Origin of the sequence: Aeromonas media, assembly GCF_000819985.1 — a bacterium.
Lineage (GTDB): Bacteria > Pseudomonadota > Gammaproteobacteria > Enterobacterales > Aeromonadaceae > Aeromonas > Aeromonas media.
This window is the reverse complement of the sequence record NZ_CDBZ01000137.1, coordinates 55,932-82,855: the sequence shown is the minus strand read 5'-3', so window position 1 is coordinate 82,855 and position 26,924 is coordinate 55,932. Positions and strand designations below refer to the sequence as shown.

24 protein-coding genes are annotated in these 26,924 nt (G+C 61.9%); 5 read left to right on the top strand and 19 right to left on the bottom strand.

The features are described from left to right. The coding region (locus tag BN1127_RS12215; RefSeq protein WP_042649635.1) for a TldD/PmbA family protein at nt 1–1,271 on the bottom strand (1,271 nt) is incomplete at its 3' end. Between the two features lie 306 nt (nt 1,272–1,577). After that, complete coding sequence (fldB, locus tag BN1127_RS12210) at nt 1,578–2,096, bottom strand: flavodoxin FldB (RefSeq protein ID WP_042649634.1); 519 nt, start codon at nt 2,094–2,096, stop codon at nt 1,578–1,580. A 182-nt stretch (nt 2,097–2,278) separates the two neighbouring features. Here fldB and xerD point away from each other — a divergent pair, with 182 nt between their 5' ends. Further along, nucleotides 2,279–3,190, top strand: a complete 912-nt coding sequence (gene xerD, locus BN1127_RS12205) for a site-specific tyrosine recombinase XerD (protein WP_042649633.1) — start codon at nt 2,279–2,281, stop codon at nt 3,188–3,190. A 115-nt stretch (nt 3,191–3,305) separates the two neighbouring features. Here the strand turns inward: xerD and BN1127_RS12200 are convergent, their stop codons facing one another. The 3 genes from BN1127_RS12200 to BN1127_RS12190 all read right to left on the bottom strand — a co-directional run bounded on the left by BN1127_RS12200 (nt 3,306) and on the right by BN1127_RS12190 (nt 8,872). Next, a complete protein-coding gene (locus BN1127_RS12200; protein WP_042649632.1) occupies nt 3,306–5,657 on the bottom strand; it encodes a COG1361 family protein in 2,352 nt (783 codons plus the stop codon). A gap of 754 nt (nt 5,658–6,411) precedes the next feature. Continuing rightward, on the bottom strand, nt 6,412–6,819 hold the full coding sequence (gene mscL / locus BN1127_RS12195; protein ID WP_042649631.1) for a large-conductance mechanosensitive channel protein MscL: 408 nt from the start codon (nt 6,817–6,819) through the stop codon (nt 6,412–6,414). Between the two features lie 358 nt (nt 6,820–7,177). Beyond that, nucleotides 7,178–8,872 carry a hypothetical protein gene (locus tag BN1127_RS12190; RefSeq protein WP_042649641.1) on the bottom strand — a complete coding sequence of 565 codons (1,695 nt, stop codon included), beginning with the start codon at nt 8,870–8,872 and terminating at the stop codon, nt 7,178–7,180. A 442-nt stretch (nt 8,873–9,314) separates the two neighbouring features. Between BN1127_RS12190 and BN1127_RS12185 the strand changes: the two genes are divergently transcribed. The 4 genes from BN1127_RS12185 to nqrE all read left to right on the top strand — a co-directional run bounded on the left by BN1127_RS12185 (nt 9,315) and on the right by nqrE (nt 13,970). Further along, nucleotides 9,315–10,664, top strand: a complete 1,350-nt coding sequence (locus tag BN1127_RS12185) for a sigma-54 dependent transcriptional regulator (RefSeq protein WP_231557478.1) — start codon at nt 9,315–9,317, stop codon at nt 10,662–10,664. Nucleotides 10,665–10,765: 101 nt separating this feature from the next. Beyond that, a complete protein-coding gene (gene recJ, locus BN1127_RS12180) occupies nt 10,766–12,496 on the top strand; it encodes a single-stranded-DNA-specific exonuclease RecJ (protein ID WP_042649629.1) in 1,731 nt (576 codons plus the stop codon). Nucleotides 12,497–12,767: 271 nt separating this feature from the next. Next, nucleotides 12,768–13,199 (top strand): hypothetical protein, encoded by a 432-nt coding sequence (locus tag BN1127_RS12175; RefSeq protein ID WP_378002199.1) that lies wholly within the window; start codon nt 12,768–12,770, stop codon nt 13,197–13,199. A 171-nt stretch (nt 13,200–13,370) separates the two neighbouring features. After that, nucleotides 13,371–13,970 carry an NADH:ubiquinone reductase (Na(+)-transporting) subunit E gene (gene nqrE / locus BN1127_RS12170; protein WP_042649628.1) on the top strand — a complete coding sequence of 200 codons (600 nt, stop codon included), beginning with the start codon at nt 13,371–13,373 and terminating at the stop codon, nt 13,968–13,970. A 48-nt stretch (nt 13,971–14,018) separates the two neighbouring features. Here nqrE and BN1127_RS12165 read toward each other — a convergent pair whose 3' ends face one another. The 14 genes from BN1127_RS12165 to BN1127_RS12100 all read right to left on the bottom strand — a co-directional run bounded on the left by BN1127_RS12165 (nt 14,019) and on the right by BN1127_RS12100 (nt 26,875). Then, nucleotides 14,019–14,537: a GNAT family N-acetyltransferase gene (locus tag BN1127_RS12165; protein WP_048824789.1), complete on the bottom strand. Its 519-nt coding sequence runs from the start codon at nt 14,535–14,537 to the stop codon at nt 14,019–14,021. Between the two features lie 164 nt (nt 14,538–14,701). Continuing rightward, entirely contained in the window at nt 14,702–15,667 is a 966-nt protein-coding gene (gene lipA / locus BN1127_RS12160; RefSeq protein ID WP_042649627.1) for a lipoyl synthase, read from the bottom strand. A gap of 85 nt (nt 15,668–15,752) precedes the next feature. Then, nucleotides 15,753–16,430, bottom strand: a complete 678-nt coding sequence (gene lipB / locus BN1127_RS12155) for a lipoyl(octanoyl) transferase LipB (protein WP_042649626.1) — start codon at nt 16,428–16,430, stop codon at nt 15,753–15,755. Between the two features lie 82 nt (nt 16,431–16,512). After that, nucleotides 16,513–16,776, bottom strand: coding sequence for a DUF493 family protein YbeD (gene ybeD, locus BN1127_RS12150; RefSeq protein ID WP_005329804.1), 264 nt, complete (start codon nt 16,774–16,776; stop codon nt 16,513–16,515). A gap of 289 nt (nt 16,777–17,065) precedes the next feature. After that, nucleotides 17,066–18,295, bottom strand: a complete 1,230-nt coding sequence (locus BN1127_RS12145; RefSeq protein ID WP_042649625.1) for a D-alanyl-D-alanine carboxypeptidase family protein — start codon at nt 18,293–18,295, stop codon at nt 17,066–17,068. A gap of 192 nt (nt 18,296–18,487) precedes the next feature. Further along, on the bottom strand, nt 18,488–19,420 hold the full coding sequence (locus BN1127_RS12140; RefSeq protein ID WP_042649624.1) for a septal ring lytic transglycosylase RlpA family protein: 933 nt from the start codon (nt 19,418–19,420) through the stop codon (nt 18,488–18,490). Beyond that, nucleotides 19,362–20,375 carry a lytic murein transglycosylase B gene (mltB, locus tag BN1127_RS12135; RefSeq protein ID WP_042649623.1) on the bottom strand — a complete coding sequence of 338 codons (1,014 nt, stop codon included), beginning with the start codon at nt 20,373–20,375 and terminating at the stop codon, nt 19,362–19,364. The genes BN1127_RS12140 and mltB overlap by 59 nt, the downstream gene beginning before the upstream one ends. Next, on the bottom strand, nt 20,375–21,478 hold the full coding sequence (gene rodA, locus BN1127_RS12130) for a rod shape-determining protein RodA (RefSeq protein ID WP_005329812.1): 1,104 nt from the start codon (nt 21,476–21,478) through the stop codon (nt 20,375–20,377). Before rodA ends, mltB begins: the two co-directional genes overlap by 1 nt. A gap of 66 nt (nt 21,479–21,544) precedes the next feature. Next, nucleotides 21,545–23,473 carry a penicillin-binding protein 2 gene (mrdA, locus tag BN1127_RS12125; RefSeq protein ID WP_042649622.1) on the bottom strand — a complete coding sequence of 643 codons (1,929 nt, stop codon included), beginning with the start codon at nt 23,471–23,473 and terminating at the stop codon, nt 21,545–21,547. Between the two features lie 99 nt (nt 23,474–23,572). Next, complete coding sequence (gene rlmH / locus BN1127_RS12120) at nt 23,573–24,040, bottom strand: 23S rRNA (pseudouridine(1915)-N(3))-methyltransferase RlmH (protein ID WP_025326093.1); 468 nt, start codon at nt 24,038–24,040, stop codon at nt 23,573–23,575. A 20-nt stretch (nt 24,041–24,060) separates the two neighbouring features. After that, the gene (rsfS, locus tag BN1127_RS12115) at nt 24,061–24,399 is read right to left on the bottom strand and encodes a ribosome silencing factor (RefSeq protein ID WP_042649621.1); all 339 of its coding nucleotides are present in this window, start codon (nt 24,397–24,399) and stop codon (nt 24,061–24,063) included. Between the two features lie 213 nt (nt 24,400–24,612). Further along, nucleotides 24,613–25,266, bottom strand: a complete 654-nt coding sequence (nadD, locus tag BN1127_RS12110) for a nicotinate-nucleotide adenylyltransferase (protein ID WP_042649620.1) — start codon at nt 25,264–25,266, stop codon at nt 24,613–24,615. A gap of 64 nt (nt 25,267–25,330) precedes the next feature. Next, on the bottom strand, nt 25,331–26,365 hold the full coding sequence (gene holA / locus BN1127_RS12105) for a DNA polymerase III subunit delta (protein WP_042649619.1): 1,035 nt from the start codon (nt 26,363–26,365) through the stop codon (nt 25,331–25,333). A gap of 27 nt (nt 26,366–26,392) precedes the next feature. Next, on the bottom strand, nt 26,393–26,875 hold the full coding sequence (locus BN1127_RS12100) for an LPS-assembly lipoprotein LptE (protein WP_041205225.1): 483 nt from the start codon (nt 26,873–26,875) through the stop codon (nt 26,393–26,395). Between the last annotated feature and the right edge of the window lie 49 nt (nt 26,876–26,924).

Here is a 26,924-nt window from a genome sequence, read left to right as displayed (position 1 = left end):
CAAAGTGTGCTCCCGCCCTGGGTACCAATCAGGGTCGCCGATTTGAGGGGCCGGGTTATCTTGCCGTGCTCAATGAGGTAGGCCTCCTGCACGTTGAAGTTGAACTCGCCTGTGCCCGGTTGCACCGAGCCGCCTCCCATCTTCTTGGCGTAGATGCCGTGCTCGACTGTGGCCAGCATCTCCTCCAGGCTGTGGTTGCCCGGCTCTATGTAGGTGTTGCGCATGCGCGAGGTGGGGGCGAACTTGTAGGACTCGCGCCTTCCCGAGCCGGTGCGGGCATGGCCTGTCTTGATGGCGCCCATTCTGTCCACCAGGAAGCCGGTGAGCACGCCATCCTTGATGAGCTGGGTGTGCTGGGTTGCCATCCCTTCGTCATCGACGTTGATGGAGCCCCAGGCGTTGCTCTGCAAGCCCTCGTCCACGGCGCTGACCGCCGGATTGGCGATGAGCTGGCCCATCTTGTCGTGGAATACCGAGGCCTTCTTGGCTACCGAGGTGGTCTCCAGCAGGTGGCCGCAGGCCTCGTGGAAGATGACGCCGCCAAAGCCGCTCTCCATGATGACCGGCAAGGTGCCACTCGGGCAGGGGGCTGCCCCCAGCTTCACCAGCGCCTGCCGAGTGGCGGTGAGAGCCAGCTCCCGCGGATCTATGCGATCAGCATGCTCCCAGCCCATCAGGGCACCGGGGGCCTCGTAGCCCACGCTCTGCTCGCCCCCTTCCACCGCTATGGTCTGGGCCATGATGCGGTTGTAGTGGCGGCGATCTGCCACCTGGAGCCCTTCGCTGTTGAAGATCTCTACCTCCTGCTCCCAACCCAGCACATTGCCGGAGAACTGGCTCACCTTGCTGCTCTCTGCGCGGGCCACGGCATCCATGGCGTGCAGGTAGGCGATCTTCTGCTCCAGCTGCTTGTCGGCCGAGAGCGGCAGGGCCACCGGGTTGCGGTCTGTGATGGGGGTGAAATCGAAGGCGGTGGCGGTGACCATGGGGTCGCGCCTGTCCTTGGCCGCCAGCAGGCTGACGATGCGCAGCAGCTCCTCGCGGCTGGCCAGATTGGTGTAGCCGTAGAGCACCTTGTGGCCGTAGCACAGGCGCACGCCTATGCCGAAATCGAGGCCACCGCTGATGTTCTCTATCTGGCTGGAGAGCAGGCTGAGCTGACTGCGGCGCTTGCGCTCCACGAACAGCTCGGCGAAGTCGGCACCCAGCGCCAGGGCGTGATCGAGCACGTCGCGGGCGATGGCGGGGGCCAACAGAGAGAATGAGGTCATAGAATATCCTTTTCTGGTCTGTTTCCTGTTTGCTTCCGACACCCGTTCTGATTGTGTTATGGGGTGTCGATTGCATTGTTGCAGACCAGCACAAAAAAGTCGCTATAGCGTCATACGATGATACTGATTGAGAAAATCGGTGCGATTTATGCGCCCGGCAGCCAGTGTGGCTGGCTGCCGGCAGGGGAAATCAACGCCCTCTGTTGAGCTCCATCAAGGGTCTCTCAACTCACTGTTTGATGGGGGACCGGGTCTGGTCGTTGATGCTGACTGGCGCCGCCAAGCGGGCAACCCCCACCGCCGTGCTCACAACAGCTCGTGGATCTCGCTGAGGATCTGATCGACCCACTGCTCGATGCGGGATTCGGTCTGGTCGTACTGGTTGGCGTCGTCGAGGGCCAGACCGACGAAGTGACGGCCATCGTCGATCAGCGCCTTGGAGGCATCGAACTCGTACCCTTCGTTGGGCCAGTAACCCACCAGCCTGACCCCCTTGGGCACCAGCTGATCGTGCAACAGGCCGAGGGCATCCTGATACCACTCGCCATACCCCAACTGATCGCCCATGCCGAACAGGGCGATGATGCGCCCTTCCAGAGGTACATCCTTGATGTCCTCCCAGTGGGATTCCCAGTCCTCCTGCAGCTCGCCGAAGTCCCAGGTGGAGATGCCGAGAATCAGGATGTCGTACTCCTGCATGCGGGCCAGGGGCACGTCCTTGATGTTGTGGAGATCAACCAGCTCGGGGCCAATGAGGGCACGGATCTTCTCGGCGGCCATCTCGGTGTAGCAGGTGGTTGAGCCGTAAAACAAACCTATCTTCATCGCTCTTCTCTTGATCGCAGTAGGCAAGGGGGGTCGGGCAACCATGGGGTCGGACCGCCCGAGTGAGGGCGCCAGTCTAGCAGATTGCCCCTCGCGCTTCACCGCCTGGTGTGCCTGCCCCTGGTGTATGCGCCGGCCTGGCAGGCTACAATGGGCCACCGTTTGCCCAAGACCAAGACCCCATGACCAAGCCTGCCCCTGCCGTGCACAACCATCCCCTGATCGAGCCCTTCCTCGATGCCCTCTGGCTGGAGCGGGGCCTGTCCGACAATACGGTCAGCTCCTATCGCACGGATCTGGAAAAGTTTGCCCTCTGGCTCGATGGGCAGGGCGGCTCCCTGCTGCTGGCGGGAATGGACGACATCCAGCACTATCTCGCCTGGCGGGTGAACAATCAGTTTGCGGCGAGCAGCACGGCCCGTTTCCTCTCGGCCCTGCGCCGCTTCTATCAGTATCTCAACCGGGAAAAATTGCGCAGCGACGACCCGACAGTGCTGCTGGAGGGGCCCAAGTTGCCCAAGAAGCTACCCTCGGATCTCAGCGAGGCCGAGGTGGATGCGTTGCTCACGGCGCCCCTGGTGGACGATCCGCTGGAGCTGCGGGACAAGGCGATGCTCGAGTTGCTCTATGCCACCGGGCTGCGGGTCTCCGAGCTGGTGGGGCTCACCGCCGAGCATGTCAGCCTGCGCCAGGGGTTGGTGCGGGTGGTGGGCAAGGGCAACAAGGAGCGGCTGGTGCCCATGGGGGAGGAGGCGGTCTACTGGTTGGAGCGCTACTACCGGGAGGCGCGCACCCTGCTGCTGGGGGGCACCAGCTCGGACGTGGTCTTCCCCTCCAAACAGGCCAGGATGATGACCCGCCAGACCTTCTGGCATCGCATCAAGCTCTATGCCCAGCGGGCGGGGATCAGGGGGGAGCTCTCTCCCCACACCCTGCGCCATGCGTTTGCCACCCATCTGCTCAACTACGGCGCCGATCTGCGGGTGGTGCAGATGCTGCTGGGGCACGCGGATCTCTCCACCACCCAGATCTACACCCACGTGGCCAACGAGCGGCTCAAGGCGTTGCACGGCGAGCACCATCCCCGGGCCTGAGTCCGTGAGGCGGTCTCTTTGACCCAGTATCCCCGCGCCCGGGCAAAGAAAGGGGGCGATGGTTCAACCGTCGCCCCCTGAATAGCCCAGTTTCCTGGCCTGTTTCACATCATCATCATTCCAGCGTTTGGATGGTGACCTCCACTTCTGCCTTGACCTCGTTGAGCTCGTCGTCCTTCAGGGTAACCACCAGAGGCTCAGGGTTGATCGCCTGCAGGTCGATGTTGCCAAGATCGGCGAGGCCGGGTTCGAGCTCCAGCACGAAGGCGCAATCATAGTGGCCGCCTGGCAGTATGGTCCCGCCCGTGGTGCAGAAGGCGAAGGGCCCGAAGCCGCCCTCATGGGTACTCACCCCGGGCTCATCGTAGAGGGTAAAGCTGCCCGGGATTCCGTTCCCATCCGCCACATCGATCCCCTTGAAGGTCAGGGCGGTGACGGTCAGGGTGTCTACTCCGTTGTTGCTGATGCGGACAAAGCCGGCGGCCTTGAGGGCAAAGAGCTTGCTGATGTCAGGTTTCTCATCGGTGAACATCACGGTGGCGTCATCGCTGTCGGTCACGGTCTGATTGTCCTCATCCTTGCCACTGATGGTCGCCGTGTTGGTGTGACTCTCACCAGCATTGCCCTGCAGATCCTTGGAGAGGGTGCAACTGGCCGACTCACCCGGGTTCAGCATGAAGCCGGACAGTGCCACGGCGGGCACGAGCGTGACGCCGTTCTTCTTGCTTACCTGGCACAGGCTGGTCAGATTGCCGAACACGTCATCATCCAGGTCATTGAAGGTGACCTTGTCCACGCCGCCGGCATCGACGGAGAAGGTGAAGGTATAGGCCACCGAGCGTTTCTCGTCGGAGTCACCCGTTTCGAGCACACTGATGGGCACGGCATCCTTTTGCAGCGTGATGGTCGATGCCACGTCATTGATGTTGACGGTGGCGCTGTCATCTCCCGTTGCCTCATCCCCCTCGTTGTCCAGGGCCTTGGCGGTCACCTTGTTGGTGTGTACATCGCCAGCGTTGCCACCGACAAACTCGGTGAAGCTGCATTCGAAAGGTGAGCCCTTGAACAGGGCCACGCCGCTGCCCAGATCGCAGGTGCCCTGCCCGTCCAGATCGCCGAACTTGTCGTCCACCAGGCTGGTCAGGGTGAGCGGATCGTCGTGATCGCCCGCGGTATTGGTGACCCTGACGGTGTAGGTCACATTGGCCCCCGGCTCCAGCACCTCGTCAACGGAGGGGGTCTTCTCAACCGCGATGGCCGGCGGGAGATTGGTTATCTCGACCATCTTGGCCGCGCTGCAGTTGTTGCCTGCAGACTGGAAGCCGGTCGGGCAGGTGTTGCCGTCGCCGACCGTGCCGCCGTTCTTGTCCTTGAACAGGGCCACTATGTTGTCGACGTACTTCTCGGGACTCTGATCGTTGGGCAGATCGCGATCCTTGATATGCAGGGTGAATTCGCAGCTGTAGGTGGCGCTGGGCAATACCTCCTTCGTCGTCGAGCCTGCAGCGGGTTTCGCACAGGTGCTGCTGAGCAGATAGATGCCGTCCGCCGTTCCGACGCTTTCGGTGGCGCCCCAGAGATCCACGCTCTTGTCGTAGGAGCCATCTCCGCCCACGTCGATCTCATCCTTCAGGCTGGCGATATACAGAGAGGCGGCACTCGAGTTGGTAAAGCTCAGGTTGTAAGTGAACACGCCACCCGGCTCGGGCAGGCTGGTCGGCTCGACCGTCTTGGTGATGGTGGGTGGCTCAGGCCTGATGAACACGTTGATGGCGAAGCTGTCACAGTTGCACTTGGACTTGGTGGCGGGCACGGCGCCGGGAGGCACTGTGCTCTCGCTGCAACTCAGGCTCTTCTGGATGTCCCAGGCCGCGCAATAGGTGAACAGGGCCTTGTTGGGATCCGTGGGGCTGGGCTGACAGAGCATGGTGATGGGCTGGTTGAGGAGCGTGTACTGGTCGGTACCGTTGGCCTTGGTGATGTCGCCGCAAGTATCCAGGAAGTCCGTGGCTTTCAGTTTCGGCTCCAGATTCACATAGGCGACCTGGCCATTCTCCCCGGCGTCGCTCGCCTTGGGCAGTACCAGGCTGCAGTTTCTTGCCCCTCCTTGTACCACCTGCGGGCTCTGGGACGTTCTCGGCAGGTAGAAGGTGGTGTCATAACGCTCGCTGGCGTTGGTCTTGATGGTCACGTCTGCATTGAAGGTGAACACCTGGCCGTTGGTGCACTCCTGGTTCGGATTAACCGGCACTACTTTGGAGACCTCGATGTCCTTGGCCGTGCAGTTGAGGCTGCCGCCCGCGAGTGAGCCACCCTTGGCAATATAGGCGTCTGCCATACAGGCCTCTTGTTGCAGGCCCGGAAAGATGCCGGCCCAGGCCGGGGTGAGGCTGAGCCCCCCCAGCATGACGATCCCGAAGGGGACCGTCAGGGATCTGAGCAGGCGATTGCGCTGACTTGGTTTCATAGCATTTCCCTCTTCCTGTCTTGTGGTTCTTGGTTCCATGTCACTCGGCTGCGACTGCCTGAACCGAGTGATGTCCCAGGCCCGGACGTGACCACGCAGAGGGCCGATCTCCTGCAAACGAGACTGGGGATCGGGCACAGCTCTGTGGGGTGGGCATCGATAGACAGCACCCCTGCAGCAAGGAACGCACCAAATAGATAACTATTTGAATAGAAAGAGATTAATGAGTTTTTTCAGCATCATTCACGAGTGTATGTCCATCAAGTTGTAACGATGACATGGGGTCGTCAGCGGGGGGGAGATGATAGATGTATGATAAATAAAGATTTTTTAATTATTCCCTCTGTTACAGCGATGGAACAGAGGTGTACCGAATGCGGTTCCGTCAGCCGTTGCGATTGCGGGATGTCATGAGGAGCGTGGGCGAGTCGCCAAGGCGGCTCGGGTGACTGCAAGCAGGATGGCGCCCTTTGGACATGGCAGCCGGGAGCCCGGACGTCTGGTTCCCGGCCTCTGTATCAAGGCTGAGACAACCCCATCCCCTTGACTGCCCTGCATCGGCTCCTGTCGAGGGGGCTGGCGTGTTGCATGTGCGGTGCCGAGGTGGGAGGAGAGCGGTACAAAGTCAGGATGAATGTGGAGGGGAAGCCAGGGGAGTGCTTTCTGGCTAAAAAGCGAGGGAGGCACAGGCCTCCCTCTTGCTACTGGTTTCTTGCTGGCATGCGCGCTGGCGACGTCCAGGGGATCCGTGCGCTTATTTGCCCTGCTGGGACTTGAGCAGGTCGCGGATCTCGGTCAACAGCTCCTGATCCTTGGTGGGGCCGGCCGGGGTGGCGGTCTCTTCCTGCTTCTTCTTGAGGGTGTTGATGGCTTTGAGCCCCATGAAGATGGCGAAGGAGATGATCAGGAAGTCGATGATGGTCTGGATGAACTTGCCGTAGGCGATGACCACGGCCGGGATGTCGCCTTCGGCAGCCTTCAGGGTGACGGCGAGATCGCTGAAATCCACCCCCCCCAGGATCAGGCCGATGGGCGGCATGATGACGTCGCCCACGAAGGAGGAGACTATCTTGCCGAAGGCGGCACCTATGATGATACCGACCGCCATGTCGATGACATTGCCGCGGGCGGCAAAGGCCTTGAACTCTTGAATCAGACTCATTTTTCCCCCTAAAAATGGACGGCGTGAGGTCGGGCCCCACGTCGAATCTGGATAATAAAACATCAGTAAAACAGAGGGATGACCATGATCTATCCCGTCGTCCTGATTAGCTTGCGGGGCTCAAGCCCGATTGGCAACCTGTATGAATGAGAAATTTTTACATTCGGTGTTATTAACTCATCGATAACTAAGCAGGGCAATGCGATCGGAGAGCAGCTGTGCATGCTGTGGAGAGATGGTGGGGTCATCCTGGGCTCAGGAAGATTGCGATGCCTTGTCGGCGTCATGAAAGTCGGCGCCATGAAAAGGGCCATGGTCTTCACCATGGCCCTTGTGGTTTAACCCTGATCAAACCCTGTTACTGCCCTGGAGTGGGGCAATCTGGGCAAGTCGGACAGAGCGGGCAGGTAGCCGTTGCCATGTCTGTCGCGGTGCCAAAGCCCAGGGGCGCAGTCCCTGTGGCCGTGACCGTGTCGCTGAAGGAGATGGAGCCCGGGTTTTCCGACCCTGCACTACTTGGCGTGTAGGAGCCAGAATAGTCCTTGCAGTCCGCCGCGTTAAGCGTGCCGATGTTGTGCACATTGCCGCTGGGGTCGTCGGTGACGGTCACGCCGCTCAGGTTCAGCGGCGGTATGAGGCCCACCCCTGTGGTGTTGCAGACCTGGCCGCTGTAGTCGACCCTGATCACCAGCTGGCTACCCTCATCGATGACCTTGGTGCTACAGGTCTTGGTGACGCTGATCCCGGGTTCTCGTTGGACCGTGGGGCAGGCTGCCGTGGCGGATGCGGTGATCGTCTGCAGCCCGCCATCGCTGGAGGCGGCCTTGACACTGACACCGTTGGTCGGCCCGTTACCGGCGGCGCCAAAGCTGCCGCTGTAATCTTCCATTCCCCCTTTGGGTATGGAATCGAAGCTCGCGACGATGAAGTCATCGCTGGTGTCTGCCGGGGTGCCGTTATCGTCGGTGACGACGACGTCATAGATGGTGCCAAAGCCTCCGTTGGTGACGACGCCTTCGAAGCTGAAGGTGAAGCCGGTCTCGGTCTCGTTGAGGTCACCGCCGGTACAGACCTTGGTGATCTCGACCTTGCACAGTTCGAAGTTGTCCAGCACGAAGTCCTTCAATGCGGCCGTGAAGGAGCTGGAGGAGCGGGTCTCGGCCATGAAGCTGCTGAAGCAGCCGTCACTGCCGCCGACGATCTGGCTAAGGTTGATCCCACCCTCGAAGAAGCTCTCGAAGGGGAAGGTACCCTGAGTACCGCTCTTGGGGGTGTAATCGCTCCACAGGCCGCCGACACCGTTCGCCAGGGTGCTGGCGGGCACGGGGACGTTACCCGTGTTGGTCAGGGCACAGGCGAGGTTGGCACCGCCCTGGCTGGCACAGACGACGTCGTTGGCACCCGAACCTTGCAGCTTGAGTCGCAGATTGGAGGCGGCACATTGTCCCGGCTGCGGGTTGTTGTTGGCCGCCTTGCTGCAGGTCGGATCCCAGGTCACCACGGCCAGGTAGGGAACCGCGTTGTTTGCCTGCGGGAAGTTGATGAGCACCAGGGTATCCCCCGCGGTGTGCTTGCCGCTGAACTTGCCGTTGGGCAGGGCGGTGACCTTCTGTTTGAAGAACCAGAACCCCATGAAGGCGTCGCCTACATTGGAGATCCTGTCGGCGCCGAAGTAGAGCAACAGGTCGCTATTTTCGTTGTATGCGGCGGCATAGGCGTGGGTCAGGTCATCCTTGTCGGGCACCGAACCATCGCTCCAGCTCCATTTATCGATATCCAGTATGTCTTTATCCCCCCCGCCAAAGATGCTCCTTGGGGCGGTGTCCTGGATGATGCCGGTGAACTTGGTGGCCCCTCCGGTGTCGGGTGGGGTATCCCAGTCATCACTCATGACTGCACCTGTGTCGATGTTGTCCTGCGGGTTGGCATCCAGCTCGAACGGTGACTCCGCCGTGGCGGCCAGTACCGGCGCACAGAGCGCCAGCAGCAAGGTCAGGGCCGTGAGACCGTGCTGCCAACAGCGTGGCCAGAGAGGTATTGCTCGGGTATCCATGTTGCATTCCTTCTGCTTGTTGTTGTCCATGTCGTCCGGTTCTACTTGCACAGCCGGAGGCGCTGCATGAATGCAGACTTCGTTCCATATGGATAAAGCATTGAAAATGAATGAAAAAATATTTTTGTCGATGAGATGGGGTGACGGCGTTGTTAACCGAAGGAGACAGAGATTGATGAATTATCGGTGTCTGAGCAGGCTTCCCATTGAAAGGGGGCTTTTTGGCACTGTTCCCGAGGCGAAACAAAGGGGGTATACCAGTTGCCTTACTGGACTGGCAAAGCAACGCCATTATGTTGTTAAGATATTGTTTTAATTTATTTTGTTGTCTTTTTGGGGCCTGTTCGAGTTCGTTTTTATCCTTGTTTCAGAAGTGGCACATGTAGGTCATCTATCCAATACTTTGCACATTGTTTGGCCGCAGAGTTGTGGAGTGTTGTTGATGGAGATTCGTACACTACTGTGTGTCAACACGAGCGAGGTGTGGCGCCCTCCGTCACATGCATCTTCACTGGGGTGGCGTTTTTGTTCGGCCTCATCGCCTCAGGAAGCTTTCAGCTACTACGCACAACAGGCGCCCAGAGTCGGTCTGGTGCTGTTGAGCGAAGATGCCGCCGAGGCGGTGGAGACCCTGTTTCGTCAGACATGCAGCACCATGATCTGGGTCGCACTCGCTCCCCCTCATCTGCTGGCCCTGCCCAGGGTGCAAGAGCTGCTCCTGAACTACTGTTTCGACTATCACAGCCTGCCGGTAGAGGACGATCGTCTGCTCGCCGTGCTGGGGCATGCGTTTGGCATCGCCTGCTTGAGGAGGGGGGCTCATCGCCCCTGCGATCGTGGCAAGGAGGAGGGGGGAATTATCGGTACCAGCCCCGTCATGCGGCAGATGATGAATCGGGTCGAGCGACTGGCGAAGGCTGATTCGTCGGTGATATTGCAAGGGGAGAGCGGCACGGGCAAAGAGCTGGTTGCCCGGCTGATCCATCGGCACTCCCAGCGGGCGGATGGCCCCTTCGTTGCCGTCAACTGCGGCGCCATTCCACCCACCCTGATCCAGTCAGAACTGTTTGGCCATGAAAAGGGTGCCTTCACCGATGCCTGGCGCCGTCACATTGGCTGCGTGGAGCGTGCCCATCACGGTGTCCTGTTTCTCGATGAGATAGGGGATCTCCCGTTGCCGATGCAGGTCAATCTGCTGAGATTCTTGCAGGAACGCACCATAGTGAGAGTCGGTGGCGTTGAGCCTATCGAGGTGGATATCCGGGTGATAGCCGCGACAAACAGGGTGCTGGATCAGGAGATGGCGCAGGGCAATTTTCGTTCCGATCTCTTCTACCGTCTCTGTGTGCTGGACTTGGCACTGCCTCCCCTGCGTGAACGGGGGGAGGATATCATCTTGCTTGCCCAGTATTTCCTGAACAAGCTGGGTAATACCTTGAATCCCAAGGTGAATGGTTTCACTGCCAGCGCCATGCACCAGATGATGAAGTATCACTGGCCTGGCAATGTGCGGGAGCTCAAGAACCGGTTGGAGCGAGCGCTGGTCTTGTGTGAAGGGTGCCGGATCGATCACCAGGATCTGGGGCTGGCGTTGCCGCTGGTAGAGGGTGCCATTCGACCTCTAAATCTGGTCAGGGCCGAGGCGGAATGCGAGGCCGTGCGCCGGGCTTTGGTGCTCTGTGGCAACAATGTGACCGAGGCCGCCCGGCATCTCGGGATCTCCAGGCTCACCCTCTACCGGGTGCTGGAGCGTTCTGCACCTCCTCCTCCTCCCGAGGCCCTGATTTCCTAGCGTCTCCCCCGAGCTGACCTGCCGCTGTTCCCTGTTCGCCTGAGGCGTGTATCATACCGCCTTGCCATCGGTTCACCGTATTAGAAGACAGGATTGACACCATGCCCCTGCAAATCCGTCGTCGTCCCCGAGTGGATGACGCTCACCTGCCAGATACCCTGCACCCCCTGCTTCGTCAAATCTTCGCCAGCCGTGGGGTGGAGGACCCTGCCCTGCTCGAGCGCAGCGCCAGCCAGCTGCTGCCGCCCCAGCGCCTGTTCGGCATGGAGCAGGCGGTGCCCCTGCTGGCGGATGCCCTGACGGCGCAGCAGCGCATCCTCATCGTCGGTGACTTCGACTGCGACGGCGCCACCAGCTCGGCCCTGTGCGTGTTGGCCCTGCGGGCCATGGGGGGTCATCACATCGATTTTCTGGTGCCCAACCGCTTCGAGTTCGGCTATGGCCTCACCCCCGAGATCGTCGAGTTGGCGGTGGCCCGCGGCGCCGAGTTCCTCATCACGGTGGACAACGGCATCTCCAGCATTGCCGGGGTGGCTGCGGCCAAGGCGGCCGGGATGCGGGTACTGGTTACCGATCACCACTTGCCGGGCCAGGAGTTGCCTGATGCCGATGCGATAGTGAACCCCAACCAGCATGGCTGCGACTTCCCCTCCAAGTCCCTGGCCGGGGTGGGGGTGGCCTTCTATCTGATGGCGGCCCTCAATACCCATCTGCGCCAGAGCGGCTGGTACGAGCGCCAGGGCATTCGCGCCCCCAATGTGGCGGATTACCTCGATCTGGTGGCACTTGGCACCGTCGCCGACGTGGTAGCGCTGGATGGCAACAACCGCATCCTGGTGCATCAGGGGCTGCAGCGGATCCGGGCCGGTCGCTGCCGTCCCGGCATCCAGGCGCTGGTGGACGTATCGGGCCGCGACGGTCGCCGGCTGTGTGCCGCCGATCTCGGCTTTGCACTGGGGCCTCGCCTCAACGCGGTGGGCCGGCTCGATGACATGTCGCTCGGGGTCGCCTGTCTGCTGAGCGATGACCTCAATCTGGCGCGCCAGCTCGCTTCCGAAATGGACAGCCTCAACCAGGAGCGCAAGGAGATCGAGCAGGGGATGCAGCAGGAGGCCCTCGCCACCCTGGAACAGATCCGTTTTCGCGATGGTGAAGTCCCCTCCGGCATCGTGCTGCACCGGGACGAGTGGCATCAGGGGGTAGTGGGGCTGGTGGCCTCCAAGGTGAAGGAGAAGTACTACAGACCCGTGATTGCCTTTGCCAAGAGCAGCGACACCGAGCTCAAGGGTTCGGGTCGCTCCATTCCCGGGGTACACCTGCGCGATGCCCTCGAGTTGCTCGACACCCGCCATCCAGGTCTGATGGGCAAGTTTGGCGGCCACGCCATGGCGGCGGGGCTGACCCTGCCCAAGGCCAATATCGAGGCCTTCGGCCGGGCCTTCGAGACGGTCATCAGCGAGCTGGTGACCCCGGAGCTGCTGACCGGGGTGCTGCTCACCGATGGCGAGCTGCTGCCCGATGAACTGAGTCTGGAGTTGGCGGAGCTTATTCGCGCCTCCGGCCCCTGGGGTCAGGCCTTCCCCGAGCCGCTGTTCGACGGCGAGTTTGTGCTGGTGCAGCAGCGGCTGGTGGGGGAGAAACACCTCAAGATGATGCTGACCACCGATTCCGGCCATGCGGTGGATGCCATCGCCTTCGGGGTCGATCTCAAGCGTTGGCCGGACGCCTCGGTGAAGCGGGTGCGGCTGGTCTACCGGCTCGACGTCAACGAGTGGCGCGGCAACCGCAGCGTCCAGCTGCTGGTGGAGCATCTGGAAGCCGCCGGGCTCTAGTGGGCAGGCATCATGTCCGGCAGCCAAAACGGTCATCCTGGGGTGGCCGTTTTTGTTGCAAGAGCGGCTATGCCCTCACTGAATGGGGCTCAGGGGGCGAGGAAGGGAGTCCGTTCCTAGCTGTTTTCATTGAGGTGTAAAATGCTCATTTTGTGGATAAAACAGGTCTGTTTGTATTGAATTTAGCTAGCTAACGGATGCCAAAATTCAATAAAAAGAGCAATCGTGATATATTAACCCTCGCCTAACCCCTGGCTTTTTCAAGGAGTCTGTGCCCTTGCCACCCCCTGGCCGACAATTGCGCTGGCCGATGGCGTTCGCCGTCGCCTGCCTGCTGTGGCTTGCCGCTTCTGCCGCGGCAGGGCTCGGTGCGCCCGCGCTGTCGACCCAGGGGACATCGACATCCTCGATGCAACTGCACGAGCCCCCTGCGCCGGGGTTGGCCGACAGCGTCAGTCTGCCGCCTGCTTCCCAGTGGCGCCACAGCGTCGAGCAGGGGCGACGGCTGGAAGGGGCCAGGGGCCCGGATCTCTACCAGATGTTGCTGGCCTGGTTCCAGCACGAGATCCTCGGTCTGCTCTGCGGCCTGCTGTTCTTCCTGCCCCTCATCTATCTCAGACAGTGGCCGGGTTGCTTGGGTCATCTGCACCAGCGGCAACTGCTCTGCCATCACCTGCAATTTCGCTTCTGCCACGGCGACTAGTGTCCTTCCCCTCGCCGGGCGCACGCCTTCTCTGTCACTGATCCCTTTTTGTTGATCCACCGATCCCTGTCGTCTGCGATCGCGCCCGTGCTGACTGTCATCCCGTTCCTGCCGCTGACCCTGGTCAGGGGCGAACATTCTCTTTGCACAATCAAGTGGTGAGCCGGATTCATGGACTATTACGTCAATTTGTTTATTCAGTCGATCTTTGTGGAAAACCTGGCCCTGGCCTTCTTTCTCGGCATGTGTACCTTCCTCGCGGTGTCGAAGAACATCAACACCGCCTTCGGCCTTGGTATGACGGTGCTGGTGGTCATGGTGATCGCCATTCCCCTCAACAACCTGATCTACCGCCATATACTGCGCCCTGACAGCACCTTCCTCGGGGAATTTGACCTGAGCTTTCTCGATTTCATCATCTACATAGGCGTACTGGCGGCCCTGGTGCAGGTGATGGAGATGGTGCTGGACAAGCATTTCCCGGCGCTCCATCAGGCCCTGGGGATCTACCTGCCGCTGCTGACGGTGCATTGCGCCATTTTCGGCGGCGTGATGTTTATGGCCCAGCGGGACTACGACTTCATCGAATCCGTGGTCTATGGGGCGGGGTCGGGGCTTGGCTGGCTGCTGGCCATCGTCGCCATCGCCGGCCTGCGCCAGAAGATGAAGTACTCGGACGTGCCAGAGGGATTGAGGGGCATCGGCATCACCTTCATAGTGGCGGGGCTGATGTCACTGGGCTTCATGTCGTTTTCCGGGATCTCGCTGTGAGCGCCGGCTCACCATGGCATGAGGAAAGAGGGTTGATGACGAGAGCCATCAACCCAGCATCTTGGCCATGTTGTAGCCCGTGATGTGAAAGCCGATCTCTTCGTAGAGGGCCCTGGCTCTGGGGTTGTCATGGGCGACCCTCAGCTTGATCTGACTGACGCCGAGGCACTTCAACTCGGCCTCCAGCACCGCCATGGCGGCCTTGCCATATCCCAGGCCACGATGGGCCGGGAGTGTGTAGAAGTCATAGATAAAGGTGGTGTGGGCGGCGCTGTCGACACAGTGCCAGAGATAGCCGGCGATGGCCGCCGTCGGCGCGACTTCATTCCCCGTATTGCCACTCACAGTGTCACTCACAGGGAGGATGCAGAACAGGCTCTGGCCCGGCGTGGCGGCTCCTTGGGGCAGGTGTTGCAGCAAGGAAGCCTCGGCTTGATGGCGAGCATCGGCCAAGGTCAGCCCGTGATTGCTGGCAAGATCCTGGGCGTAGTCATCGATGAAGTAGTCGCGATAGGCGGGGAAAGCCGCCTCATCCATGGGGATCAGACGAACGATAGGGGTTGGCATCTGAGTGTCACTCAAGGAAAGGGAGTCGCCACCTTAACCCCGGCGCCGGGAATTAGCCATGGGGTTGGCCGGGCGTGTCGAGTCCGACATGTTCAACAAGAAGAGCGCCCTTGGGCGCTCTTCTTTTAGCAGGAGAGGTTATTTGACCCCTCTTTCGGGCGAGATCATTTGACCTCTTCGCCCTTGGCTTGCAGATCCGCATGGTAGGAGGAGCGCACGAAGGGGCCGCAGGCGGCGTGGCTGAAGCCGAGATCCATGGCGACGTCTTTCAGCTCGTCGAACTCTGCGGGCGGCACGTAGCGCTTCACCGGCAGGTGGTGACGGCTCGGCTGCAGATACTGACCCAGGGTCAGCATGTTGACGCCGTGCTCGCGCAGGTCCTTGAGCACCTGGACGATCTCCTCGTTGGTCTCGCCAAGGCCCATCATGACGCCGGACTTGGTCGGCACATGGGGGTGCATCTCCTTGATGCGGCGCAGCAGCTCCAAAGACCACTTGTAGTCGGCGCCCGGGCGGGCAACCCGGTACATGCGCGGGGCGGTTTCCAGGTTGTGGTTGAACACATCCGGCGGCGTCTCGCGGAACACTTCCAGCGCCTGCTCCATGCGGCCGCGGAAGTCCGGGGTCAGGATCTCGATGCGGGTCTGGGGGCTGTGCTCGCGGATCTGCTTGATGCAGTCGGCGAAGTGCTGGGCACCGCCGTCCCGCAAATCGTCGCGGTCCACCGAGGTGATGACCACGTATTTCAGCCCCATCTCCTTGATGGTGAGTGCCAGCTTCTTCGGCTCCTCGGGATCCAGCGCCAGCGGGCGGCCGTGAGCCACATCGCAGAAGGGGCAGCGGCGCGTGCAGATGGCGCCCATGATCATGAAGGTGGCGGTGCCGTGGTTGAAGCACTCCGCCAGGTTGGGGCAGGAGGCCTCTTCACATACCGAGTGCAGCTTGTTCTTGCGCAGGGTGCTCTTGATATGCTCGATCTTCTGGCTCGACGGCGGCAGCTTGATCCGCATCCAGTCCGGCTTGCGCAGCACTTCCTCGTTGGGATCCGGCATGAATTTCACCGGGATCAGGGCCATCTTGTCGCCATCGCGCAGCTTGACGCCCGGCTCCATACGAACGGGTTTGCTCATGATTCACTCTCGGTGTTTGTTATTGTCTGATTGATAGTCACCAGGGTCCTGTCGGGGCCCTCATGACCACGCAGCATGGGCTTGTTCATGCTGCCTCTTCGGTATTCGTGATCGTCTCATAGCCAATCAGGCTGGCCAGCTCCATCACCAGGATGGATTGCGCCTCGGCCACGCTCTGCGGGCCGCCCAGGGCGCTGGTCTGGGTCATGGTCATGCCCGCATAGCCACACGGATTGATGCGCAGGAAGGGGGTCATGTCCATGTTGACGTTCAGCGCCAGCCCGTGGAAGGAACAGCCCTTGCGGATGCGCAGGCCCAGGGAGGCGAGTTTGGCCTCCATGCCCAGATCGTTCTTCACGTAGACGCCGGGGGCATCGGCCTTGGCATAGGCCTCAATACCGCTCTTCGCCAGGGTATTGATGATGGCGGTTTCCAGGCAGGTCACCAGTTCGCGCACAGAGAGCTTGCTGCGGCGCACGTCCACCAGCACGTAGAGCACCAGCTGGCCGGGACCGTGATAGGTCACCTGGCCGCCGCGATCGCTCTGCACCACCGGAATGTCACCGGGGGCGAGCAGATGCTCGGCCTTGCCAGCCTGGCCCTGGGTGTAGACGGGGTCGTGCTCCACCACCCAGAACTCGTCCGGGGTATCGCTGGTGCGGTTGTCGGTGAAGGCCTTCATGGCGTCCCACACCGGCTGGTAGGGGCGACGGCCCAACTGTCTGACTAACAGCCGTGGCTGGGCGGGGATCTGTGATGACATCTTTCCTCACTGACGGCGCTTGCGTCGGCAAAACAGAATGGCAAATAATCGCTCGCCCCGATGGCGGGGCGAGAGAGGCGACTCACAGGACGTAGCGAACCAGCTCGATCTTGCCGAGTGCGGTGTACATGGCTTCGATGTGCTCCTTGCTCTGGGCGGTGACCGTCACTCGTACCGAGTGATAGTTGCCCTTGGTGCTGGGCTGAACGGTCGGGCTATAAGTGCCTGGGGCGTGTTGCTGCAACACTTCAACCACTTGATCCGGCAGGGCGGGATCGGCCACGCCAAGCACCTTGAACGGGAACTTGCAGGGGAACTCCAGCAGCTCATCAAACTTGGTATTCATCTCACTCACCTTTAGTGTCGTCATCAAACGACGTCATCTTGCATCTTGTTTGGCCGAGGGGCTCGGGCCGCCAGTCGCGTCAACCATGGGCACGGTTCCACGTTATATGGGCATTGCCCGGCACGGGATCAAGGCCCGCCAGGTCGACAGGACGTGGGAATGCTGCTTTTTACCACAAATGGAGCGTCGGCGGAACCTGCAGATTGCAGGGTTATTCACTGCAATTGCACGGTAAAGACAGCAGCGGCGCCTGTTGGCGCCGCTGTTTGGTGATGATAATAGGCCTTGCTTATTTGAACCAGCTGGAGACCAGCATCACCAGGTAATCCCACAGACGGCTCATCAGGCCACCTTCCTGCACCTCTTCCAGGGCGACCAGCGGAACCTGCTTGATCTCCTTGTCACCCTGCTTCAGGAACACGGTACCGACACGTTGACCCTTGGCCAGCGGTGCCTTCAGTTCGCTCTCGAGCTGGAAGTCTGCCTTCAGGTTGTTGCCCTGACCACGGGTGACCAGCACGGAGACATCCTGATCGACGCCCAGCTTCACCTCGGACTTGTCGCCCATCCAGATCTTCTGGGTGACCAGCTCGGTACCCGCCTTGTAGGGGGTCAGGCTCTGGAAGAAGCGGAAACCGTAGGTGAGCAGCTTCTTGCTCTCGGCGGCGCGGGAACCTTCGCTGCTGGCGCCCAGCACCACGGCGATCAGGCGCATGCCCTCGTTGTTGGTTGCGGAGGAGACCAGGTTGTAGCCGACCTGGCTGACGTGGCCGGTCTTGATGCCATCCACTTGCAGGGACTGATCCCACAGCAGGCGGTTACGGTTGTGCTGGGTGATGCCGTTGAACACGAACGACTTCTGGGAGTAGATCTTGTACTCCTCCGGCAGGTCGCGGATCAGCGCCTGACCCAGACGGGCCATGTCATGGGCGGTACTGTAGTGACCCTCCGCATCCAGACCGTGGGGGTTCATGAAGTGACTGTCGTTCATGCCGAGCTTGGCGGCCCAGGAGTTCATCAGGCTGGCGAAGGAGTCGGTGCTGCCCGCCAGGTGTTCGGCCATGGCGACGCAGGCGTCGTTGCCGGACTGGATGATGATGCCCTTGTTGAGATCATCGACCGAGACCTGTTTGCCCACCTCGATGAACATCTTGGAGGAGTCGGAGTAGTTCTTGGACCAGGCGTTCTGGCTGATGGTCACCATGTCGGTGCGCTTGATGTTCCCCTTCAGCAGCTCCTGGCCGATGATGTAGGAGGTCATCATCTTGGTCAGGCTGGCGGGGGGCAGACGCTCTTCGGCGTTCTGCTCGGCGAGCACCTGACCGGAGTAGTAGTCGATCAGAATATGGGCCTTGGCGGAGATCTCCGGCGCGGCAGGCACCACCATGGGGGCGCTGTTCAGGGTGGGGACCGGCTGGGCAGTCGGCAGAGCCGAATCCGGCGTCGGTACCGGCTGGTTGGCCTGGGCGGTCGCGCTTAGCAGGGAGGCCAGAATAACGGAACGGGCAAATTTGGACATCTTGAAATTCCTGGTGCCTGGATGGGGAGTACCCAAGTTGAAAAAAAGCGGGCTCCACTATACCAGATGTGCCGGTCGGTCATAGTCCGGCGTGCCATCTGGTCTGGTTTTTTATCCATCGATTGTCGACGTCACGCCGGGAAACGACGTGACGCCGAGGGAAAGTGACGGTTCACTCTGTCGACCCTGTCATCAGGGAACGATGAAAGCCTGTTCCAGCCCCCCCTGCCGGATCTGCTCCAGCAGACTGGCCTGTTGATCGGCGGCGACCGGTCCCAGCAAGACCCGGAAAATGGCGTCGTGGGCCACCACCTGGTAGGGCACGCCATAGCGCTGGGTCATCACCTTGCCCATGGCCTCGGCTCTGGGCTGGGAGCCGCTGGCCAGCACCTGGATCATCTTGCCCTGGCCGGTTGCGGCCTTGGGTGTGGAGAGGGTGGTGGTCGCCGTGGCGGTCGCAGCGGGAGCAGCCTTGGCCGGGGCGACTGTGGTCGCAGCCGCTGGCTGGGCTTCACCCAGGAAGGCGGCCTCCTGGGCTGCCGGTTGCATGGGTTGCATCGGCGTCATGGGCACCATCTCGACCATCTGATCCGGCTGATCGGTAATGAGTTCCAGCCGCACCCGGGCCTCGCCGCCATCGACCATCTCCAGCTGTGTGGCCGCAGCCTGGGAGAGATCGATCAGGCGTTCGCTGCCGAAGGGACCGCGATCGTTGACTCGCACTATGGTCTCCAGCCCGTTGTCCAGGTTGGTGACCCGCACATAGCTCGGCAGTGGCAGGTTGCGGTGGGCGGCGCTGAACAGGGTGCTGTCCTGCACGTCGCCGTTGGCGGTCTTGTTGCCATCGAGATCCTGAGACAGCCAGCTGGCGGTGCCCTCCTCGCTGTAGTGCTTGATGTCGCGCCACACCTCGAATTTCTGCTTGCCGATCCAGTAGTCACGGTTGCCGCTCTCGCTCAGGGGCTCTGGGCGCGGGATGGCGCCGGTGGCCTGCGGGATCTCGATCACCTGGGGTTTTTCCTGCGGGACGGGTTCGGGCGGCAGCGGCTGTGGCTCCGGCTGGCTGCTACAGGCGGCCAGCAACAAGGTCAGGCTGAGGGGGAGAAGTCTGTGGCTGTAATGCATAAGCGTCCTGGATGGCTTGACTGAGTTGATGCACCGCCATCGCATAGAGGGGGCTGCGGTTATAGCGGGTGATCACATAAAAATTGTGGCGAGCGACCCAGTATTCGGGTCCGTCTGCCTGTTCCAATGCCAGCAGTTTGACCGGCGTGTCCGGTGCCAGCGGGGCGGCGAGCTCGATCCCGGCGGCGGCCAGCTCGGCCCACTGCTGCTTGAGCTCGGGCTCTGGCCTCAGCAGGGTACCCACAGGCGCCAATCCAATCAAGGCGGGCTCCACGACGGATTCCCCCCAGCGCCAGCGGTGCTCGGCGAAGTAGTTGGCCACGCTGCCGATGGCATCTGCCGGGTTGGCAAACAAATCCCGCTTGCCGTCGCCATCGAAGTCGACGGCGTAGTGGCGATAGCTGGAGGGCATGAACTGCCCCATGCCCATGGCGCCCGCGTAGGAGCCCTTCAGGCGGGTGAGTGGCCACTTCTCCTCCCGGGCAAGCAGCACCAGCTGGGCGAACTCCTTGGCGAAGAACTCCTCGCGCGCGGGGTAGTGGAACCCTAGGGTGTAGAGGCTGTCGAGCACGGAATGGCGACCCATCTGGCGACCGTAGAAGGTCTCGATGCCGATGATGGCGACGATGAGGGAAGCGGGCACCCGGTAGTGCTGCTCGGCCCTGGTCAGGGTGGCGGCGTGGCGTTGCCAGAAGCCGACCCCGTCCCTGATCCGCTCCGGGGTGACGAATAGCGGCCGGTAGCGATGCCAGGGCTTGGCCTCCCAGGGGCGGGTTATGGTGTCGAGCACTTCCTGGCGCAATTGGGCCTTTGCGGTGGCTGCCTGCAACTCGGCAAGCGGCACCGAGTGCTGCAGGGCCAGCCGCTCCAGCTGCGGTGGCTCGGGGGCCGCACCGGCCGTCAGTGACACGGCCGTCAGCAACCAGCAGGCCAGCCCCCGCCACCCCAGACTCATCAGGCCAGCAGCCTTCTGTGGGTCTGGATGGACATCAGGATGCCGAAGCCCGCCATCAGGGTCACCATGGAGGTGCCGCCATAGCTCACCAGCGGCAGGGGGACCCCCACCACAGGAAGTATGCCGCTCACCATGCCCATGTTGACGAACACATAGACGAAGAAGGTGAGGGTCAGGGCGCCGCCGAGCAGGCGCTCGAAGCTGTTCTGGGCCTGCATGGAGATGAAGAGGCAGCGGCTGATGATGTAGAGGTAGATCACCAGCAGCAGGGCCACGCCAACCAGGCCGAACTCCTCGCTGAACACCGCGAAGATGAAGTCGGTGTGGCGCTCCGGCAAAAATTCCAGCTGGGATTGGGTGCCCTGCAGCCACCCCTTGCCGAACACGCCGCCTGAGCCGATGGCTATCTTGGACTGGATGATATGGTAGCCGCGCCCGAGGGGATCTTTCTCCGGGTCCAGCAGCATCAGTACCCGCTGGCGCTGGTAGTCGTGCATCAGGAAGAACCAGAGCACCGGCATAAAGGCGGCGATGAGCAGCACAGCCAGACCAATGAGCCACCAGCTGATCCCCGCCAGGAAGATCACGAAGAAACCGGAGGCCGCCACCAGGATGGAGGTGCCGAGGTCGGGCTGGGCCGCGATCAGCAGGGTAGGCAGTAGCACCATCACCAGCGCGATCAGCACATGGCTGAACTTGGGGGGCAGGGAGTGCCGGCTGAGCCAGGCGGCCACCATGATGGGCATGGAGAGCTTCATCACCTCGGAGGGTTGGAACTTCATGAAGCCGAGGTCCAGCCAGCGTTGTGCCCCCTTGCCGATGTGACCGAACACGTCCACCGCGATGAGCAGCAGCACCACCAGGGTGAACAGGGGCACGGACCAGCGCGCATAGAGGGAGGGGGGCAGCTGGGCCAGGCCGATCATCAGGCCGAAGGCGAGGCCGCCGCGCACCAGCTGGCGCACGATGGAGTCCATATCCTGACCGGAGGCGGAGTAGAGCACCACCATGGAGAGGGTCATCAGCGCCAGCAGGCCGAGCAGCAACGGCAGGTCGATGTGCAGTCGGTACCAGAGGCTCTGTTGGCGGGCGGAGTTACTCATGATGGGAGAAGCCCTCGTGCTGCATGGATGGCCTGGGGAGGCAAGATGCCTTGCAGGCGTGCGGAGTTACTCATTGGGAACGGCCTCGCTCTGATCCGGGCTTTGGGTGGATGGCTTGCTGGGGGCGGGGGGCAACTGTGGCTCCGGCGGCAGCAGGTAGGCATCCAGCATGTGGCGGGCGACCGGCGCCCCCATGGCACTGCCGCCACCGGCGTTTTCCAGCACCAGGGCGACCACGGCCTTGGGGGCCTCGAACGGCGCGAAGGCGACGAACAGGGCGTTGTCGCGGTGTTCCACCTTGGTGGTGGCCGCGTTGTAGACCTGGTTCTCTTTCAGGCCCACCACCTGGGCGGTACCGGATTTGCCCGCCGCCTTGTAGGGGGTATTGGCAAAGGCGCGGCGGCCGGTGCCCTCGTGACCGTTGATGACGCGCCACATGCCGTCCTTGGCCACCTGCCAGTAGGTGTCGCTCTTGGCGGCGATGGCCACGTTCGGGTTGATGGGGGCATTGACCACGCCATCCGCCGAGGCGGTGCTCTTGAGCAGGTGTGGCGTCACGTCGTGACCGTTCTGGGTCAGGATGCTGATCGCCTTGGCGAGCTGGATGGGGGTGGAGCTCCAGTAGCCCTGGCCGATACCGATGGAGATGGTGTCCCCCTGATACCAGGGCTGACGCCAGCGCGCCATCTTCCAGTCGCGGGACGGCATGACCCCCTTGGTCTCTTCATAGAGGTCGACGCCACTGTACTGACCGAAGCCGAACTTGGTCATGTAGCTGTGGATCTTGTCGATGCCGACCCGGTAGGCGAGATCGTAGAAGTAGGTGTCCGCCGATACCTCGATGGCGCGATAGACGTCGAGCCAGCCATGGCCCCAGCGGCGCCAGTCGCGAAACTTCTTGGTGGTGCCCGGGATGGAGAAGCTGGGACCGCCGAAGTAGCGATAGTTGGGGGTGATGGCTCCCTCGTTCAGCCCCATCACCGCCATCATGGGCTTGACGGTGGAGGCGGGGGCATAGATGCCCTGGGTGGTACGGTTCACCAGCGGGCGCGCCGGATCATTGAGCAGCGCCGAGTAGTTGGTGTTGGAGATGCCGGTCACGAACAGGTTGGGGTCGTAGCTCGGGCTCGACTCCATGGCCAGGATGGCGCCGGTATTGGGATCCATCATGACGATGGCGCCCCGACGACCGGCCAGCAGCTCCTGTGCTTTAAGCTGCAGGCGGATGTCGATGTTGAGGTAGATGTCCTTGCCGGGCTCCGGCGGCTGGAACTTGAGGGTACGCACCACCCGGCCGCGGTTGTTGACCTCGACCTCCTGGTAGCCCGCCACGCCGTGCAGCTGATCCTCGTAGAACTTCTCCACCCCCTGCTTGCCTATGTCCTTGGTGGCGGCATAGTTGGCGAGCTTGTCCTCCTTGTCGAGGCGCTCCACGTCACGGGTGTTGATCTTGGCCACATAGCCCAGCGCATGGGTCAGGGTATCGCCAAACGGATAGTAGCGCTTGAGGTAGGCCTCTATGCTGGCGCCCGGATAGTTGTGCTGGTTGACCGAGAAGAGGGCGACCTGATACTCGGTCAGCTTCTCGAACAGGGGCACCGGTTTGAAGCGGCGCTGGCGCTTCACCTCGGCCAGGAACCGCTCCTTGGTCCCCTCCGGCAGGGCCAGCAGGGTGATCAGCTCGTCGGCTGTCTTCTCCAGATCCTTGGTCTCTTCCGGCACGATTTCCAGGCTGTAGACCGGGCGGTTCTCCGCCAGCAGTACGCCGTTCGCGTCATAGATGAGGCCCCGTGGCGGTGCCACCGGCACGACCCGGATCCGGTTGTCGTTGGAGCGGGTCTGATAGGTTTCGTAAGACTCCACTTGCAGGTAATAGAGATTACCCAGCAGCACCAGCATGAGGACGACCATGCCGATGTAGGCGACCAGGGTGCGCCGGAAGAACAGACGTCCCTCGGCACTGTGATCGCGCATTTCGATGCGATTCTTCAGCATGCCGTTACCTTATGGCTGACGTGCGGGTGAGAGAGGTGGTATGCATGCTCAGGCTCCGGGGGCAGGGCGGGTGAGCGGAATGCGTGGGCTCTGCATGGATCACTCTCTGTGATACGGATGATTGGTGGTGATGCTCCAGGCGCGATAGAGGCTCTCGGCCACCAGTACCCGCACCAGCGGATGGGGCAGGGTCAGGGGCGACAGGGACCAGCTCTGTTCGGCGGCGGCCTTGCACTCGGGGGAGAGGCCTTCAGGCCCGCCCACCAGCAGCGCCACATCCCGGCCATCGAGCTTCCAGGCTTCCAGCGACACGGCGAGTTGCTCCGTGGTCCAGGGCTTGCCGGGAATGTCCAGGGTGACGATGCGCGAGCGGCCGGCGGCGGCCAGCATGGCTTCCCCCTCCTTTTGCAGGATGCGGGGAATGTCGGCATTCTTGCCGCGTTTGCCCGCGCCTATCTCGACGAGTTCGAACGGCATGTCTTTCGGGAAACGGCGACGGTACTCTTCGAAGCCACGCTCTACCCAGGCAGGCATCTTGGTGCCCACTGCAATCAACTGGATCTTCATCGTTCTTTACGCTTGCACCCTTATTGCACCTGTACTTGGGCGCCGCCCCAGAGCTTTTCCAGTTGGTAGAAATCGCGGTACTCATCCTGCATCACGTGGACGATGACGGAACCCATGTCCACCAGCACCCACTCACCGGTGAGCTCCCCTTCCACGCTCAGCAGGTCGAGCCCCGCATGACGGGCCTCGCTGGCCAGGTTGTGGGCGATGGCGCTGACGTGGCGATTGGAGTTGCCGGAGCAGATGATCATGGTGTCCGTGATGCTGGATTTGCCGCGGACATCCAGGGTGATGATGTCGCGGCCTTTCATGTCATCGATCTTGTCGACGATAAAGGCGAGCAGTTCTTGGCCTTGCAATGTCTTCTCCTATCTTCCGGCGCCAGAGGGCGGCGGATTATATCATGGTCACTCCCGTTTCCCAGTCTGGCAAAGGGGAATGGATCCGGGGCCGCCGCCCGTGGGCAAGGCAGGCCCCTGTTGATCACTATAGTGCGCAACCGGGCGGGACAATAGTCAAGCCTGTGCCGGGTGCGCCTCAGGGTGTCGGCTGACAAGCCCGCGTGGCGCCGCTCACCGGCTTGGTGATGGCTGATAGAGCCGATGCCGCCGGATGTAGTCGGCAACCGGGGCCGGCAGCAGGTACCTGGGGTCCTGCCCCGCCGCCAGCAGAGCCCGCAGCCGGGTGGCCGACAGCTCGATGGGCAGGTTGTCGGCGATCCAGACATGGCCCTGGCGGTGTCGATGCAGATCCTGCACATCCCGGGTCTGGTGGCGGGCCAGCAGGCTGGCCACCTCGCCCGGGTAATCCGGTTGCCAGCCCGGGCGCATGCTCACCACCAGGTGGGCATGATCGAGCAGCTCCTGCCAGCGATGCCAGCTTGGCAAGCCGAGCAGGGAGTCCATGCCCATCAGAAAACAGACCGGGGTATCCGGCAGCTCCTGGCTGAGCTCGATGAGAGTGTCTATGGTCCAGGACGGTTTATCCCGTTGCAGCTCCCGCTCATCCACTACGAAGCCCGGGTTCTCCGCCGCCGCCAGCGCGACCATGGCGAGCCGTTGCTCGCTGGAGCAGAACGGGTTGGCGCGATGGGGCGGAATATGGTTCGGGAGCAGGCGCACCTCGGCCAGGCCCAGAGCGTCGCGTGCCTCGATGGCGGGCCTCAGATGACCGATGTGGATGGGGTCGAAGGTGCCGCCCAGGATGCCGATGGGGGCCTTCAGCATGAGACTCTCCCAGTCAGATCATGGAAGGGTGCCAAGGAGCCCGCCCGGCGTTTAACCGGTGCGATCAGCATGGTTCCACCTCCAGCAGGGGCAGCGGCGCGCCATCGCGAAAACCCAGGGCGATGGTCTGCAACATCAGCCAGGCCTGCTCGGTGTCGAAGCGGCGCTGGGCGTCATCGAGCCGGGCCATCAGCTGCCACAGCTGCTGTATCTTGCCAACGGGTAGCCGGGTCAGGGCCTGCTGAATGAGTTGCTGGCGGCTCTGCCAGATGCGCAACCGGCTGAAGTGTTCCACCAGCGGCTGACCGGCGCGGGCTGCCAGGGCCAGCTCGGTGAGTTGCTCCAGCTCCCGGCACAGGGTCCAGGCCAGCATGCCGGGCTCGGTGCCTTCGGCTCGCAGCGCCAGCAGGATACGCTGAGCCCGGTTCACCTTGCCCTCCAGCAGGGTATCGACCAGCTGGAACGGGGTGAAGTGGGCGTGGCGTATGATGGTCTCTTGCAGATAGGCGACGCTGATAGGCTGGGGTGGGCCGAGCAGGGTCAGCTTCTCTATCTCCTGGCTCGCGGCCAGCAGGTTGCCCTCAAAGGCGTGGCACATGAAGTTGACTGCATCCGGCAGCACCTTGAGGCCAAAGCGTTGAAATCTCGCACTCATCCAGCGCGGGAAGAAACGGGGCTCGGGGTGATTGACCGGCACATAGGTGCCGCTCTGGCTCAGCTTGTCGAACCAGGCTGCCTTCATCTGGGTCTGGTTGAGACGCCCCCCCGAGAGCACCAGCAGCAGGTCGGGATGCAGCTGTTTGCCGATCTCCGTGATGCGGGCGGCCAGATCCTTGTCGACCTTGGCGGGCAGTTCCAGCTCGATGATCTGGCGGGCCGAGAAGAGACTCATGGCCTGACAGGCGTCATAGACCTGATTCCAGTCCAGCCCGGCCTCCACCACGAAGCTGTGGCGTTCATCGAAACCCTGCTTGCGGGCCACCTGACGCACGGCGTCGATGGCCTCGAGCTTGAGCAGCGGCTCGTCACCAAAAACGAGATAGCAGGGCTTGAGCCCTGCCTTGAGATGATCTGCGAACTGCTCGGGATAGACTCTCATCAACACACTCTCATCAAGATACGCGCATCAGAACTTGACCTGGCTCAACTGGCGGATCACCAGGTTCGCGGCCTGCTCCTGCATTTCCTTGCCAAGCTGTTCCTGCTCGCGGGAGGAGGCCAGCGCCGCATCCGGCTTGTTCAGGAAGCTGCGGTTGAAGGTGATGGGGAAGACCTGGGTCGGCTTGCCCGGCATGGAGACGGTGAACTGGGTGCTGTAACCCAGCAGGTACTCGCGGTCCTGGCCGATTGAGTCAACGGAGGCGACCTGGCTGCTGCTGCGTACCCCGGACAGGGTCAGTACCGGAATGCCCTCCTTGTCAGCCAGGGTCACCCCGGAGGCTTTGAGGCGGGTGGTCACCAGCCGATAAAAGTCGCTCTTGTTGTCACCGACCACCTTCATGGTCATCAGCTCGGGGGGGATGGCGGTTCCCCGCATCTGAAAACCGCAGGCCTGCAGCAGCAGGCCCGTCAGCATGATGGCAATCCAGCGAGTGAGGGACATGCCCATGTGAATTCCTCTTTGCATCAAGTGAAGAACGGCGGGCGCTTGCCCGCCG

Excerpts from the sequence above, each read along its gene's own strand:
- BN1127_RS12100 (WP_041205225.1), bottom strand. The coding sequence starts at position 26,875 with ATGGGCATGTCCCTCACTCGCTGGATTGCCATCATGCTGACGGGCCTG.
- BN1127_RS12165 (WP_048824789.1), bottom strand. The coding sequence starts at position 14,537 with ATGCCAACCCCTATCGTTCGTCTGATCCCCATGGATGAGGCGGCTTTC.
- nadD (WP_042649620.1), bottom strand. The coding sequence starts at position 25,266 with ATGCTGAAGGCCCCCATCGGCATCCTGGGCGGCACCTTCGACCCCATC.
- mltB (WP_042649623.1), bottom strand. The coding sequence starts at position 20,375 with ATGAGTCTGGGGTGGCGGGGGCTGGCCTGCTGGTTGCTGACGGCCGTG.
- BN1127_RS12140 (WP_042649624.1), bottom strand. The coding sequence starts at position 19,420 with ATGCATTACAGCCACAGACTTCTCCCCCTCAGCCTGACCTTGTTGCTG.
- rodA (WP_005329812.1), bottom strand. The coding sequence starts at position 21,478 with ATGAGTAACTCCGCCCGCCAACAGAGCCTCTGGTACCGACTGCACATC.
- BN1127_RS12145 (WP_042649625.1), bottom strand. The coding sequence starts at position 18,295 with ATGTCCAAATTTGCCCGTTCCGTTATTCTGGCCTCCCTGCTAAGCGCG.
- lipA (WP_042649627.1), bottom strand. The coding sequence starts at position 15,667 with ATGAGCAAACCCGTTCGTATGGAGCCGGGCGTCAAGCTGCGCGATGGC.
- nqrE (WP_042649628.1), top strand. The coding sequence starts at position 13,371 with ATGGACTATTACGTCAATTTGTTTATTCAGTCGATCTTTGTGGAAAAC.
- mscL (WP_042649631.1), bottom strand. The coding sequence starts at position 6,819 with ATGAGTCTGATTCAAGAGTTCAAGGCCTTTGCCGCCCGCGGCAATGTC.
- recJ (WP_042649629.1), top strand. The coding sequence starts at position 10,766 with ATGCCCCTGCAAATCCGTCGTCGTCCCCGAGTGGATGACGCTCACCTG.
- ybeD (WP_005329804.1), bottom strand. The coding sequence starts at position 16,776 with ATGAATACCAAGTTTGATGAGCTGCTGGAGTTCCCCTGCAAGTTCCCG.
- mrdA (WP_042649622.1), bottom strand. The coding sequence starts at position 23,473 with ATGCTGAAGAATCGCATCGAAATGCGCGATCACAGTGCCGAGGGACGT.
- BN1127_RS12185 (WP_231557478.1), top strand. The coding sequence starts at position 9,315 with ATGGAGATTCGTACACTACTGTGTGTCAACACGAGCGAGGTGTGGCGC.
- xerD (WP_042649633.1), top strand. The coding sequence starts at position 2,279 with ATGACCAAGCCTGCCCCTGCCGTGCACAACCATCCCCTGATCGAGCCC.
- fldB (WP_042649634.1), bottom strand. The coding sequence starts at position 2,096 with ATGAAGATAGGTTTGTTTTACGGCTCAACCACCTGCTACACCGAGATG.
- rlmH (WP_025326093.1), bottom strand. The coding sequence starts at position 24,040 with ATGAAGATCCAGTTGATTGCAGTGGGCACCAAGATGCCTGCCTGGGTA.
- lipB (WP_042649626.1), bottom strand. The coding sequence starts at position 16,430 with ATGTCATCACAGATCCCCGCCCAGCCACGGCTGTTAGTCAGACAGTTG.
- BN1127_RS12200 (WP_042649632.1), bottom strand. The coding sequence starts at position 5,657 with ATGAAACCAAGTCAGCGCAATCGCCTGCTCAGATCCCTGACGGTCCCC.
- BN1127_RS12190 (WP_042649641.1), bottom strand. The coding sequence starts at position 8,872 with ATGGATACCCGAGCAATACCTCTCTGGCCACGCTGTTGGCAGCACGGT.
- holA (WP_042649619.1), bottom strand. The coding sequence starts at position 26,365 with ATGAGAGTCTATCCCGAGCAGTTCGCAGATCATCTCAAGGCAGGGCTC.